The organism is Bacillota bacterium (assembly GCA_013314855.1).
In the GTDB taxonomy this organism is placed as follows: Bacteria; Bacillota; Clostridia; order Acetivibrionales; family DUMC01; genus Ch48.
This window is the reverse complement of the sequence record JABUEW010000113.1, coordinates 1-13,683: the sequence shown is the minus strand read 5'-3', so window position 1 is coordinate 13,683 and position 13,683 is coordinate 1. Positions and strand designations below refer to the sequence as shown.

15 protein-coding genes are annotated in these 13,683 nt (G+C 38.9%); 10 read left to right on the top strand and 5 right to left on the bottom strand.

Features of this window, described 5'->3' with window-relative positions; genetic code table 11:
* The 10 genes from HPY74_16215 to HPY74_16170 all read left to right on the top strand — a co-directional run.
* Positions 1-175, top strand: a 175-nt coding sequence (locus HPY74_16215) for a hypothetical protein (protein NSW92188.1), incomplete at its 5' end; no start/stop codon positions are given.
* Positions 176-280: 105 nt separating this feature from the next.
* Positions 281-784, top strand: a complete 504-nt coding sequence (locus HPY74_16210; GenBank protein NSW92187.1) for a hypothetical protein — start codon at positions 281-283, stop codon at positions 782-784.
* A gap of 16 nt (positions 785-800) precedes the next feature.
* Entirely contained in the window at positions 801-1,532 is a 732-nt protein-coding gene (locus HPY74_16205; GenBank protein NSW92186.1) for a hypothetical protein, read from the top strand.
* Between the two features lie 260 nt (positions 1,533-1,792).
* The gene (locus HPY74_16200; GenBank protein ID NSW92185.1) at positions 1,793-2,299 is read left to right on the top strand and encodes a hypothetical protein; all 507 of its coding nucleotides are present in this window, start codon (positions 1,793-1,795) and stop codon (positions 2,297-2,299) included.
* 67 nt (positions 2,300-2,366) lie between these two features.
* The gene (locus HPY74_16195; GenBank protein ID NSW92184.1) at positions 2,367-2,519 is read left to right on the top strand and encodes a hypothetical protein; all 153 of its coding nucleotides are present in this window, start codon (positions 2,367-2,369) and stop codon (positions 2,517-2,519) included.
* Between the two features lie 943 nt (positions 2,520-3,462).
* A complete protein-coding gene (locus tag HPY74_16190; GenBank protein ID NSW92183.1) occupies positions 3,463-3,534 on the top strand; it encodes an SEC-C domain-containing protein in 72 nt (23 codons plus the stop codon).
* 6 nt (positions 3,535-3,540) lie between these two features.
* Positions 3,541-4,083 (top strand): hypothetical protein, encoded by a 543-nt coding sequence (locus HPY74_16185; protein NSW92182.1) that lies wholly within the window; start codon positions 3,541-3,543, stop codon positions 4,081-4,083.
* Positions 4,084-4,132: 49 nt separating this feature from the next.
* The gene (locus tag HPY74_16180; GenBank protein ID NSW92181.1) at positions 4,133-5,488 is read left to right on the top strand and encodes a transposase; all 1,356 of its coding nucleotides are present in this window, start codon (positions 4,133-4,135) and stop codon (positions 5,486-5,488) included.
* Positions 5,481-6,281: an AAA family ATPase gene (locus HPY74_16175; GenBank protein NSW92180.1), complete on the top strand. Its 801-nt coding sequence runs from the start codon at positions 5,481-5,483 to the stop codon at positions 6,279-6,281. The genes HPY74_16180 and HPY74_16175 overlap by 8 nt, the downstream gene beginning before the upstream one ends.
* The gene (locus HPY74_16170) at positions 6,278-6,580 is read left to right on the top strand and encodes a TIGR04540 family protein (GenBank protein ID NSW92179.1); all 303 of its coding nucleotides are present in this window, start codon (positions 6,278-6,280) and stop codon (positions 6,578-6,580) included. Before HPY74_16175 ends, HPY74_16170 begins: the two co-directional genes overlap by 4 nt.
* A 598-nt stretch (positions 6,581-7,178) precedes the next feature.
* Here HPY74_16170 and HPY74_16165 read toward each other — a convergent pair.
* From HPY74_16165 to HPY74_16145, 5 genes are all read right to left on the bottom strand, one after another.
* On the bottom strand, positions 7,179-8,162 hold the full coding sequence (locus HPY74_16165) for an ABC transporter ATP-binding protein (GenBank protein NSW92178.1): 984 nt from the start codon (positions 8,160-8,162) through the stop codon (positions 7,179-7,181).
* On the bottom strand, positions 8,155-9,159 hold the full coding sequence (locus HPY74_16160) for an ABC transporter ATP-binding protein (protein ID NSW92177.1): 1,005 nt from the start codon (positions 9,157-9,159) through the stop codon (positions 8,155-8,157). Before HPY74_16160 ends, HPY74_16165 begins: the two co-directional genes overlap by 8 nt.
* 15 nt (positions 9,160-9,174) lie before the next feature.
* Entirely contained in the window at positions 9,175-10,125 is a 951-nt protein-coding gene (locus HPY74_16155) for an ABC transporter permease (GenBank protein ID NSW92176.1), read from the bottom strand.
* A 9-nt stretch (positions 10,126-10,134) separates the two neighbouring features.
* The gene (locus HPY74_16150; GenBank protein NSW92175.1) at positions 10,135-11,061 is read right to left on the bottom strand and encodes an ABC transporter permease; all 927 of its coding nucleotides are present in this window, start codon (positions 11,059-11,061) and stop codon (positions 10,135-10,137) included.
* 223 nt (positions 11,062-11,284) lie between these two features.
* Positions 11,285-13,144, bottom strand: a complete 1,860-nt coding sequence (locus tag HPY74_16145) for a sigma 54-interacting transcriptional regulator (GenBank protein NSW92174.1) — start codon at positions 13,142-13,144, stop codon at positions 11,285-11,287.
* Positions 13,145-13,683: the final 539 nt, after the last annotated feature.

Here is a 13,683-nt window from a genome sequence, read left to right as displayed (position 1 = left end):
GGTAGACTTAATAAGTTATACTTTCTACGACTATGAAACCATCTATGCGGAAGGCTCAAAGGTTATCCCGGTAGAAAGGGGCAGCTACTACAGGGTAAAGAGCTACCATTATGCGGAAGACGGACTGTTGATAGACGAGACAGGGACAACGACAGCAAGTATCTACGTTGAATGATGTTAGTTGCAAAGGAGAGCAGGAGGAGAGGTGGTGCTTGGGAGGGTGCAAAAAGGAAGTGCATTGACAACACTATAAACCTTTAGTTCAAAGGAGGGTAAAATAATGAGATTAAGAACTATTTCAATTTTGACCTTGATTTTAACCATTTTATTATGCACAACCATTTATGTAGAAGCGTCCGACTCTTTTACAGTTCATGGAACTGGTTGGGGTAATATGAAACCCTATGGTATTGAAACAGCCTGTTATGTTTACTATAAAGATAACATAACATCTTCTGTCTATATAGATGAACTTGCACAATGGATAAATAACTATGGATCCGGAACTGTAAACGCGTTTCTACACGAAATTCTTGAAGGAGATGGAAGCAGGGCTGTTCGGACTGGCGGCACTTTGGAGCCTGAATATGAAATTGGACCAGGCGAAACAGCAAGGTTGGAATCTACAGTAGATGAATTCTATAATCCTTTTAAAAAGAAGGCTGATGGGTACTATGTTTGCTGTAATATGGTTGCAGGTATATGGGGCTTTGAAGGCCCTTTAGGAGGTTGGACTATATTTTTCTTCAAAGACGGCAGTATTGACGACATACTACATTATTAAAAGGGAGGGATAAATAATGAAAATAAATAAGAAGACAATTACTTGGCTACTAATAACATTGGTATTGTCTATTTCATCTATAGCTCTTGCATCTAATAGTACTATAAACAATAAATATGATGATATAGCTTTTGAAATATCGAATTTAAATAAGAGCAACGATAATCTATCATTAATATTACAAACTTCACGTAATGAAATAGAATTCATAGAATTGCCATTTCTGCAATATGATGATAATAGCCATGAAGAAACAAATAGTTATCAACTTAACAAAAACGGTTTTCTTTTAGACTTTAAATTGAATAAAAAAGATTTCCAAAGTTTGCATCTGCAAATCCCGCCTGTTATGATTCACAGAGCTATCAAACCAGAAACTGTTACTTTTGAGCTTACCCAGAGTCAAAACGTAGAAAAAGTACTAAAACTAGATAACAAAAATTGGATCAAGTTTGATAAAATAAAAATTAAAGATGTTGATGATCAAAAACAATTTCTTGTCGGGTATACTTCAATAGATGTATTAAATATAATACCTCGAAAACCTACATTAATTATTGATGATATAGTTATAAAAGGAGATACGCTTAATATTTTTGACAAAGAAGGAAATTTCAATAGAGGCGTGTTTTTGTTTGAGATACCAAATGATAAAGACCCAACCATATTAACCTCTGCCAAAATTGTAATAGAAAATGTTCTTGAAAAGGTCAATAAAAACTGGTCTATAGAAATACCTATTAAATAGACTTTTAGTTTACTTCATAGAGATTATTCATACTCCGTGGAAAGAACCAGTTGACTCGTTTCCTCATGCTGGATAGTAGATAGTATAAGATATATATTGATTAATTTTATGGTAATTAGAGTATCCTTTGCTGCATACTCAATTCATCATGGCGGTTACCGTTTCTCTATAGACTTTACAGCAGTAGCCGCCATTCCTATTTCTACAGAGTTTTCAGGCATCATTTGTTTACTGGTTAGGTTAGAAGGAAGGGTGTAGGCATGAAGAAGCTAATAGTATTAACAATTGCACTTTTACCAATTGCAATAATAGTTGGGCTATATATTTATTCTTATAATGCTACTTTCGAACGTATGGATAAATTAAATCTAAAGATACCAAAAGAATTAATTGTAAGAGAGAATAGAGTATATGTTAATGAAAGCGCAAAAAGGATAACAATAGAAGATAACCACTTGATTGAAAAGTTGTATAATCAGATGTCAAACTATAATAATATCAGAAAGTTCAGAGAGAGGCCTGTGAATTATTTTTCGTCTCTAATTAATGTTAGTGCAAGATTTGAAAATGACAACGAAGAAATAACAAAATATAGCAATAATTTAGAAATCGGCCATCTTTATGGTTTTTCAATAAGTACTGATGGAACTGTTATGTTTCAACTAGTTGAGCCTGATGATAATTATTACTATATACAGACAAAAATTAGTCAGCAATTGGTGGATGAACTGTTTAGTATTATAAGAGAAGGCCAGACAAAGAACTAAGGACTTGTCTACCCTGTGCCCTTGCCTGCGCAAGAGTAAAAGGAGTAAGAGATGGCGAAGACAAGGAATGGGTGGGACAAGGGACCTGTCCCCTTGTCCCAAGAGTGGAGAAGAATACGATATCAAGATTGATGGTGAAATTGAAATATATAATATCCTATACGGATTCTATTATACTGTAGGTACAGGATCTGATTATGGATATATAATGTGTGAGTAATAGAACTAAGGGCATAGAAAACTTTAAGTTTTCTATGCCCTTAGTTTAACAACAAAAACTAAAACAGTTAAAAATTTATCTTATATATTATAAAATAGTATTAGTATCTGAAAGGGGGTACAGTGTTTTAGCCGAGCCTTAATGGCGAAAAGCTGACGGAATTGCCTGACCAAGTTTTGTTGAAATATTTGACCGTTGTTTCAGATAGGGTAAATGTGGTAAGATGAACTGTAAATACCGGAACAACGGGGGAATCGTTATGGAAAAGTACAGGCTAATTGATGAAAAGATTAGTGCAGGGTACAAGCTGCTTCGAGATAAAAACGCTGGTAAGGCTTGCGATGTAATGCTTGAAGCTTGGGCAGACATTAAGACTGTTATGGTTGAAGATAAAGTCCCAGACCTACCAACCCTTGATGACAAATACAAGTGGACCGAATTCATCATGAATTTCGTCCAGGACCTTGAAGAAAACCTATACAATGCTGCTCAAGATGATCCCATCTATTTTTCAAAGAGAATTCAATACTGTGAAGAACTACTAAAGTTAAGCGGTAATTCGGATGAACTACTAATCGAAAATACCCGCCGGGCAATAGCAGAATCCCATTATGCCCTTGGTAACAAGGAAGAATGCGACCGGCTTTTTCAGAATTGGCTGGCCGATGACCCGGCTTGGGGCTGGGGTTACATCGGTTGGTCAGATTGCTACTATTTTGGTACCAAAAACATCAAACCCGATTACATAAAGGCAGAAGAGATTATCAGCAAAGCCTTGAGGGAAAAGAACCTGAGAGACAGGGCCGATGTTGTTGACAGGGCAATTGATATCTATACTTCTTTGAGCAACAATCAAAAAGCAGCTGAACTGGATAAGGAGCTTAAGGCACTGACTGGAGCCAAAAAGAGCAAAACTATGAACAAAAACACACCTGTAAGTGTAATTAAGATTGGCCGTAATGACCCCTGCCCCTGTGGCAGCGGCAAAAAATACAAAAAGTGCTGCGGGAATTAATAGCTGATGATAAGCCTTGTAAAGTATAAATTAATTTATGCCAAGGATAACAGCAACATTTGCTATGTCATAAGTGAAGAAGATAGTATCTGTCCAGTATGCGGCAGTCCGGATCTTAAAGTTATTGGCAGTAGAAAACGTCGTGCCCGGCATGGTGATGGTGAAGTAATCATTTTCGTCATCCGACGGCTCCGCTGCGTGAACTGCCGCAAGATTCACCATGAACTGCCTGACATACTGGTGCCATATAAAAGGTATACCTGTGCGGCTATTGAAGCCGTCCTTGATGATAATACTACCGAAATTTGCTGTGAAAACAGCAGCATCTACCGGATAAAGAACTGGTTTGCTGAGGTAGAATCATACATCGCTGGATGCCTGTTTGCAGTGGCTATCCGGCTGGGTCTAGAAACAAAATTCCGAACAAGTCCTGCCCGCCAGCAGATTAAAGACTTGATGGGCGAATCAGCAGGCTGGCTGGCCAGAACTGTCCGAACCATAGTAAATACAAATAATTGGCTGCATACCCGTTCTGCATTTATGTCCTGATGGCCGTAATATACACTCATGTTGAAACCAAAACAAGGAGGGATTCAACATGAAAGACCAAAAAAAGGCGGAGGACATTGCCCAGCAGCGGATGCAGCTTCTATCACCCTTGTTGGCCGAGGGCTTAGATCCTGCTGAGGCTAAAGAAATCAAAATACGAATATGTGAACAAACCGGCATATCCGAACGTACCCTGCGCAGATATATGGCGCAATACAGGGAAGCCGGGTTTGCAGGGCTGAAACCCAAAGGCAAAGGCCAGAGAAGAATCCAAGAGGCCATACCCCCCAACATACTTGAACAGGCCATTCTGTTGCGCAGGCAAGTACCTAGCCGAAGTGTAGCGCAAATAATTCAGATTCTTGAATGGGAGGGTTTGGTACAACCCGGCAGAATCAAACGCAGTACCCTGCAGGAACACCTGGCCAACCGGGGTTACAGCACAAGGCAGATGAAGCTGTATTCCAGTACTGGGGTTGCTGCCCGCAGATTCCAGCAACGCTGGCGCAACAAGCTATGGCATTCGGACATAAAATACGGACCGTATCTGCCTATCGGCAAGGATGGTGTTAAGAAACAGGTATACTTGGTCCTTTTTGTGGATGACGCAACCAGATTTGTCCTTCATGGTGAATTTTACCCCATTCTGGACAAGGTCATCGTGGAAGACTGTTTCCGAAAAGCCATCTTGAAATATGGTGTTCCTGAAGCTGTATTCTTCGACAACGGGAGCCAGTATCGAACCAAATGGATGCAACGAGCCTGTGCCAGGATGGGCATTCGCTTACTCTATGCAAAGCCATATTCGCCAGAGGCTACTGGGAAAGTTGAAAGGATAAACCGTGTGGTTGATTCATTTCTTGCCGAAGCAGCACTAGAAAAGCCTCAGACGCTGGAAAGATTAAATGCTTTGTTTCAAGTTTGGCTGGAAGAATGCTATCAAAACAAACCCCATTCGGCTCTGGAAAACGGCATGAGCCCGGAAACAGCCTACCGCAGTGACAAGAAACCCCTAAAGTTTCTTGATCCAGATATCATAACCCAAGCCTTTTTGCACTGCGAACAGCGAAAAGTGGATAAAGCCGGGTGCATCAGTTTTGAAGGGAAGAAATATGAGGTTGGACTTTCTTTCATAGGATGCACTGTAGATGTTATCTATGACCCGGCAGATACCAGTGAACTTACCATAGAATATGAAGGACACGGCTCCTGGAGGGCACGGCAACTGATAATCGGTGAAAGAACCGGCCAGCGGCCTAAACTTCCAGAGCATCTAACAGAACAAAAAACCGATTCATCTAGACTACTCAGTGCTGCAGAAAGGAAAAACCAACAGCGCAAGGAACAACAAGTACCGGCCATCTCCTACAGAAATGTATCAAAGGGAGGTGAACGGCGTGTTTGAGGAATTCTACAATTTAACTCGTACACCATTTTCAAGAGATATCCCGACAGATCAACTCTATCAGTCCATAATGCTCGAAGAGACTCTAAGTCGCTTGACATATGCTGCCGAACGCCAAATGTTCGCTGTTATCACCGGTGATTGTGGCACTGGAAAGACCACCGCCATTCGCCGGTTCCAAGACATTCTTGATCCATCTCGATTTACGGTTCTTTATTTAGCAGACTCAAAGCTAACACCCCGGCATTTCTACAAGGGTTTACTGGAGCAATTGGGCTGCGAGGCAAAGTTCTACCGTGGTGATGCTAAACGCCAACTCCATCGGGAAATTGAACTTATGCGGGGCATCCATCGCTTAAGGCCAGTGGTTATCGTGGATGAAGCACATTTACTGGATCGAGAAATGCTTGAGGAAGTTCGATTTTTATTAAATTTTAAAATGGACTCCCAAAGTCCCATGGCTTTAATCCTGGTGGGACAATCGGAACTATGGGATAAATTCCAGCTTCAGGCGTATGCCGCTATACGGCAGCGGATTGACCTTCAGTGTAAATTGAGCCACTATGACCGCTCCCAGGTCGGGGAATACGTTCGCCGACATCTTGATTACGCAGGAAGTGATAAGGAAATCTTTTCTGATGCGGCAATTGACGAAATTTACAGATTCTCCAGTGGTTCGGCCAGGCTCATAAACAAGCTATGTACGCATTGCCTGCTGTATGGTGCACAAAATGGCCGTCGTATCATTGATGACCATATGGTCAAATTGGTCATTAGTGGTGAGCTGTCATGACAAGACGGAGTAATTTGGGAGAAAAAACGGAACCAAAAGAGCAAATCCGGTTCATCACCAACCCATTAACCGTTAAGCAAATGGCTGCTCAAATCAATGCCGCCAGTGATGCGTACATATCAATGAAACTGAGTGAATATGAGCTGCGGGAGCTGCTCCACCATTATGCCACAATCCATGGCAAGAAATTATTTGGGTTTAATAAAGACCTAAATCCGACTATCACTAAAATCATCGGCAAGAAGCGAAAAGAGTTAGTCAAGATAATGTTGGCTGGACTCCAGATTACAATTTTTTGATTCATTACAAGGGCCGGTTTTCTCCTCCTGGGAGGATAGGGCAACGCTGGGGAGCGACCCGAGCGCCCGCGGAGGGCATTATACGGTTGAAACTTCCCCCACCCGGGGGAAGAAAGCCGGCCCTTATTTTAAACCGGTAATGCCGGTTGCGATAAACCCAAAAAGTTTAATCTTCTGGTCAGATTGGCCAGCAAATTTAGGACAATAAACACCGACAATTTTCGGACATCAGAGACTAGCAGCAACAGTTGAGTACCAAGGATATATAAAAAACAACCAAAATGAAATTATAGCGGAAGCCTATCAAAAAATAACATTTGATGCTAGGGGATTGACCTTTGATGATATATATAGGGTTTTGGACGATCAAATGATTGTTATAACCTGGGACGCTGAAAGCGAAAAACAGGAAAGAACATTTTCTATAGGAAAACATTTAGTATCAAAGGAATAAGAGATGGGGAAGAAAAGGAATGGCTGGACCAAAACTGGATGAATTACGATTTTTTTGGCAGGAATATAGATAATTGATATAGACGAAACAAAGGGATACTGACAGACGCAGTATCCTTTTGTTTTCGAGATCATACTAAAGGGATTACCTCATCAAATGACAAGCTACCATATGTCCGTTACCGATGTCTTTTTGTTTGGGCTTCTCTTCAATACATATTTGCATGCAGTAATTGCAGCGGGTTCTAAAGGGACATCCGCTTGGAGGATTCATAGGGCTGGGTACATCCCCTTCTAGTAATATTCTTTGGCTTTTCTCAGCAGCATCAGGGTCTGCTATTGGCACCGCAGATAAAAGAGCTTTCGTGTATGGATGCTGCATATTGGTATATAGCTCACTCACCTCTGCATATTCAACAAGATTTCCCAAATACATAACGCCCACATGGTGGGATATATGTCTTACCATGGATAAGTCATGGGAGACAAACAAATATGTCAATCCGAATTTCTCCTGAAGCTCTTCCAGCATATTTACTATCTGAGCTTGGATGGACACATCAAGGGCTGATATAGGCTCATCGCATACGATAAATTCCGGTTCCACCGCTAGAGCTCTTGCAATACCGATTCTTTGACGTTGTCCACCTGAAAATTCATGGGGATATCGGTTCATATGATCGCTTTTAAGTCCTACTATATCAATAAGCTGTTTAATTCTATTCGTTTTATCATTTCCTTTAAACAGATTGTGTACATCCAGAGGTTCACCTATTATTTCACTTACCGTCATACGTGCGTCAAGAGAAGCATAGGGATCTTGAAATATCATTTGCATCTTTTTTCTATAAGGGAACATATTTTTATCATTTAGATCCGTTATTTCTTTTCCATCATATATAATTTTGCCGGAGGTCGGCTCATAAAGCTTGATTAGCGTTCTACCTGCCGTTGTCTTGCCGCAGCCGGATTCACCGACAAGACTAAAAGTTTCGCCTTTCCTTATTGTAAAGCTGATACCATCCACAGCCTTAAGCAGTTTGATTTTTCTACCTAAAAACCCTTTCCTTATTTCGAAGTATTTTTTCAGGTTTTTAACCTCGATAAGATTTTCTTTCGCATTATTCATAAAATGCAGCCTCCCTTTCAGCTTTTGGAGCGTTTGGATGCATAAGCCAGCACGCTACATGGTGAGTATCCGTTAATGTTGTATGATGTGGTGCGTATTGGTCACATATCTTCATGGTATATTCACACCTTGGTGCAAAAGGACAACCTCTTGGAGGCATAAGTAAATCTGGGGGGCTGCCCGGTATAGGTATCAGTTTTTTCCTTTTATCGGTTGATATACTTGGTATAGATCTCAATAGCCCCCAAGTATAGGGATGTTTCGGATTATAGAATAATTCCTTCGCAGTGCCTTGTTCTACGATGGTACCTCCGTACATTACGATTATACGGCTGCACATATTTGCTATTACGCCCAGGTCATGTGTGATAATTACAATGGAGGTATTTAACCTATTTTTTAAATCACGCATAAGATCAAGTATCTGAGCCTGTATTGTAACATCCAAAGCAGTACTAGGCTCATCGGCAATAAGAAGCTTTGGATTACAGGATATTGCTATTGCAATCATTACCCTCTGTCTCATGCCTCCTGAAAACTCATGAGGGTATTGATTCAGTCTGCTTTCCGGATTTGGTATTTCAACTAATCGAAGCATTTCTATGGCTTTATTTTTAGCTTCTTTCCTGGATACTTTTTGATGTATACTGATAGGTTCCATGATCTGATCTCCTATAGTAAAAAGGGGATTTAGGGATGTCATAGGATCTTGAAATATCATACCGATTTCATTGCCGTGTATTTTTCTCATAAATCTGCTGCTTTTATTTTGCAAATCAATACCATTAAAATTTATAGCATCTGCTTCTATTTTTGCATTATCGGGCAAAAGCCTCATTATCGAGAGCATGGCCACACTCTTACCTGAGCCTGATTCACCAACGATACCCAAGGATTCACCCTTGTCTACATGCAAGGATATTCCACGAACTGCTTGTACTTTGCCGTCGTCTATATAAAACGTTGTTTTCAGATTGCTGACTTCGAGCAATTTCACGTTATCACCTTCTTTTTATTTTTTAAGTCTTGGATCCAATGCATCTCTAAGACCATCGCCTATGAAGTTTAGTGCAAACATGGTTATGCTAATAGCGAGGGCAGGAAAAAACATTTGATATGGACGAGTAAATATTGTAGGTATGGCCTCATTAGCCAGTGTACCCCAGCTTGCCATTGGGACTTGAATTCCTATTCCAAGAAAGCTGAGAAAAGCCTCGGAAAATATTGCCGAGGGTATTAGAAATGTAACTGTAACGATTATCGGGCCCATACTATTTGGAATAAGATGTTTAAATAGTATTCTTAAGTTTGATGAACCGATAGCTTTTGCTGCAAGAGCATATTCCTGATTTTTTTGCGTAAGTACCTGGGACCTGACTATTCTTGCGGTTCCAATCCAATATGTAAGGCAAAGGGCGATTAAAATACTTTTTACCGTATTACCAAGGAACATCATTATTAAAATTATATATAGCAATGACGGTACTCCTATCATTATATCGACAATACGCATCATAATCATGTCCACCCTGCCGCCAAAATATCCTGCAATACCCCCATATATTACCCCGATGACCATGTTGATAGCTGCAACCGTGAAACCTATTGTCAAGCTTATTCTGGCTCCGTACATAACTCTAACAAATATATCTCGGCCAAACTTATCTGTACCAAACCAATGTTTGAATGATGGACTTTGATTTTGATCGGCTATAGCTTGACCATCATAGGTATATTGAGATAACATAGGGCCGAATATAGCAGAAAGTACCATAATAATAATTATAAAAAGACCTATCATTGCAAAAGGATCTTTTTTAAAGCGGGACCATGCATCTTGCCAATAGGACTTGCTTTTACGAGATATACTCTCATTTAGTTTTTTAGAATCATTGCTTCTTTCAAACAGCTCTACCGGGATATTATTTATGTCCAATTCTTCTTTGAATAATGTATTATTCATGTTTATCACCTACTTATCAATTTTTACGCGTGGGTCAATCAGAGCATAAAGTATATCTACAATTATGTTTGCAAGGATTACAAAGGTTCCAAAGAATATTGTCATACCAAGTATTACCGAATAGTCTCTGTCACTTATTCCGCTTACAAAATCTCTACCTATACCAGGAATAGAAAATAGTCTTTCAATAACAAAACCTCCTGTTAAAAGCACTGCAACAAGGGGGCCAAGATAAGTCACAACCGGTATGATTGCATTTTTTAGTGCATGCTTTGTAATTACGAAGAAATCATGGACACCTTTAGATTTTGCAGTACGTATATAGTCTTGACACATAACTTCAAGCATACTTGATCTTGTAAGTCTGGCGATATATGCTATAGGTCCCAAAGATAAGCCGGCTACAGGAAGTACATAATGTTTCCAAGTAGTAAGTCCGAATGTAGGAAACAGTTTTAGAACCACTGCGAACAAATATAGTATAAGGACTGCTATAACAAAGCTGGGAATAGATATACCTATTGTTGCAAATGCCATACACGCCCAGTCTGCCCAACTTCCACGCTTAATGGCAGAAATTATCCCCAGAGGTATACCAACCAATAGGGAGGTTATAACAGCAACTGCGCCTACTTTTGCTGATACGGGGAATCCTCTATAAATAAGTTCATTTACTGTGGTACCCAGACGTTTGAAGGAAATACCAAAATCTCCTTTAAGAAGATTTTTTAAATAGTTGATGTATTGAACATGGATAGGATCATTTAATCCGTATTTTTCCTCCATTTTTTTTAAAATGCTGGGTTGAATTTTTCTTTCTTCAGCAGGGCTGAACGGTCCTCCGGGAACAGTGTGCATCAGAAAAAAGGTTATGGTTATTAAGACAAACAATGATAAAATACCTGCGAACAGCCTTTTTAAAATATAAACTGTCATTATAAGCCCCCCTTTGATCAATAATTTGAAGCAGTTTTCATCTTATTTATTAAAACAAGCAATATGTATGCCAAAAAAAACAGAGGATTTTCAAGTCCTCCGGTTACAAGATAAAACTTTATTCCGCGTTCGCGGAAAGCAATATCGGTAAAAACCAAAATGCTAACTGTATCCTCATATTTTTGACTTAATGAGGGTATTCCGCGATCGCGGAGCAAATGAATTATGGAATTTCAATACTATATTTTGTGAGTTTTTTATATAAGCAAGTCTTGTGAATACCCAAGGCCTTCATTGCTTCTTTTTTATCTCCGTTAAAATAATGAAGTGCCTTAAGTATTGCTTTTTTTTCAGCATCTTCTATTTCTTCCTTTAATGTTTTAATGCTTGGCATCACAAATACTTCATTCATCTTTACATTAAAATTTATATGTTCAGATAAGATAGTACCTCTCTCACAAATAGTTACAGCCCGTTCCAATATATTCTCCAATTCTCTTATGTTTCCGGGCCAGTTATATGAAGTAAGCTTCTCCAAAGCTTCTTCAGAAATCGTCATGCTTTCACAGCCTATCTCTTCACATATTTTAGGAAGTATCCCCTTGACAAGCAAAGGTATATCCTCTTTTCTCTCTCTTAAAGCGGGAATAAATATAGGAAACACATTTATTCTGTAGTAGAGATCTTCCCTAAACCTTCCTTCTTTGATTTCATTTTTCAGATCTCTATTTGTTGCGGCAATAATCCTAACATTCACATTGATTTTTTTGGTGCCCCCTACTCTATAGAAGCTTTTTGTTTGAATTGCTTGTAAAAGTTTTGCTTGCATTGACGCCGGAATTTCCGCGATCTCATCTAAAAATAAAGTCCCGCCGTTTGCCATTTCGAAATATCCTATTTTCCCATCTCTCCTTGCTCCGGTAAATGATCCTCCTTCATATCCAAAAAATTCACTTTCCATGAGCGTTTCAGGGATAGATGCACAATTAACTTGTATTAACGGCTTATCGGCATTTCTGCTTGCATTATGTATTTCTCTGGCCATTTTACTTTTCCCTGTGCCGCTTTCCCCAAGAAGAAGTACGGATGAATTTGATTTGGATACTTTATGGAGAAGATCTTTTACAATTTTAATCTGAGCGCTTTTACCAATAATCTGAGGGAAAATATCTATGTCTTTAGATTGCTCGTTAAAACCATTCTCAATATCTTCAAGCGTATACAATACTTCATTCTTTTCCTCCAGCAGCTTCTTTATTTGCGAAAGATCCTGAATTTGCAAAAGAGCCCCTGTTTTCTCTCTATTAATATAGATGGGAATAAGCGTACAAAGGGTAGGCTTCCCTTTTACTTCAACATATTTTTCCATATAGCCGATGTTTTTGCCTTTTGCAGCGTCATAATAGTCTTTTATATTTGGCAGAAATTCATGCAATTCCAATATACTTCTTCCGACTATATCTCCATCTTTTAAACCATTCTCTTCATCTATATGCGGCTTTCCCATCAGAAGATCTTTAATGCTCACATTCCTGCTGGTGTAATCTTTAGTCAGATGAAATTTCAGCTTGCCGGTTTTACCGTCCAGAATCACTATATTAGCGGAAGCCTTGGTGTATGCTATTGAAAACACTTCTTTATCAACTATTATGGATATTTCGCTTTTACTAAAATCAATCCTGGCAACGATTCTTTTACCAAGCATCTCAGTTATAATACTTAGCAGGACATTACCTCTTTTTCTTGTATATTTATAGATAGGCATTATGGTTGGATCATCATAAACGCTTATCGCAACAATTGCAGCACCACACATAGAATTTTGATTTGTTAGTCCCAATATATTGAGATCTTCACTTATAAGAATTCCATCATCTCCGCCAAAGGCACTGTCACCTACTATCACAATATCACCTTTGGCTATGCTTCCTGGTTGACTGCTACTATCTTTGATATGTTTTATACTGAATATCTCCCTGGCTTTTTTATTAAATAATTGAATTTTCCCGTCACTATCAATAAAAATTAATCCTTCGCATATATAGTCTGCATATTCTCTAAGGATTTTGATATCGTTTAACATATCACATATGCCTCCAGGCTAGGACTGTTTTGCTTGTTGAGCTAATGTCAATATATGCTTTTTTATAAATATTTTAATTGTCTATATATTAGCTTATCTTTGGATACGAATCAAGTAAAGCTGGATGCACCTATCTTCATTTTCACTTTTCCGCAGTTGCGGACTCTTAATATTTTTAAAATTAACTGATACAAAAATTTTCCAAAATCATATCAATTTTCCCCTGTCTTTATCCACAAGAAATGGATCAAATGTAATATGATTCCACTGCAATAACTCCTGTATAAAACTGGTAAGCTTGCACATTGAAAACTTCACAAAACCATTGATAATCACACAAAACCATTGATAATACTGGACTTCAAGGCGCTTTTATGGTATACTTAACCTAGTAAATATAAACATATTTGGTATACAAAGGAGAGGGTAGAATGTTCAGAGCGAACCATAATCATAACCAGCAAACACTTTTTGACAGTACCCAGTGGATGAACCCAAAAATCCTTGAAAAGCTTGAAAAATCATGGGCTCCCATCTTC

Excerpts from the sequence above, each read along its gene's own strand:
- HPY74_16155 (NSW92176.1), bottom strand. The coding sequence starts at position 10,125 with ATGAATAATACATTATTCAAAGAAGAATTGGACATAAATAATATCCCG.
- HPY74_16205 (NSW92186.1), top strand. The coding sequence starts at position 801 with ATGAAAATAAATAAGAAGACAATTACTTGGCTACTAATAACATTGGTA.
- HPY74_16150 (NSW92175.1), bottom strand. The coding sequence starts at position 11,061 with ATGACAGTTTATATTTTAAAAAGGCTGTTCGCAGGTATTTTATCATTG.
- HPY74_16210 (NSW92187.1), top strand. The coding sequence starts at position 281 with ATGAGATTAAGAACTATTTCAATTTTGACCTTGATTTTAACCATTTTA.
- HPY74_16180 (NSW92181.1), top strand. The coding sequence starts at position 4,133 with ATGAAAGACCAAAAAAAGGCGGAGGACATTGCCCAGCAGCGGATGCAG.
- HPY74_16195 (NSW92184.1), top strand. The coding sequence starts at position 2,367 with ATGGGTGGGACAAGGGACCTGTCCCCTTGTCCCAAGAGTGGAGAAGAA.
- HPY74_16185 (NSW92182.1), top strand. The coding sequence starts at position 3,541 with ATGATAAGCCTTGTAAAGTATAAATTAATTTATGCCAAGGATAACAGC.
- HPY74_16170 (NSW92179.1), top strand. The coding sequence starts at position 6,278 with ATGACAAGACGGAGTAATTTGGGAGAAAAAACGGAACCAAAAGAGCAA.
- HPY74_16200 (NSW92185.1), top strand. The coding sequence starts at position 1,793 with ATGAAGAAGCTAATAGTATTAACAATTGCACTTTTACCAATTGCAATA.
- HPY74_16145 (NSW92174.1), bottom strand. The coding sequence starts at position 13,144 with ATGTTAAACGATATCAAAATCCTTAGAGAATATGCAGACTATATATGC.
- HPY74_16165 (NSW92178.1), bottom strand. The coding sequence starts at position 8,162 with ATGAATAATGCGAAAGAAAATCTTATCGAGGTTAAAAACCTGAAAAAA.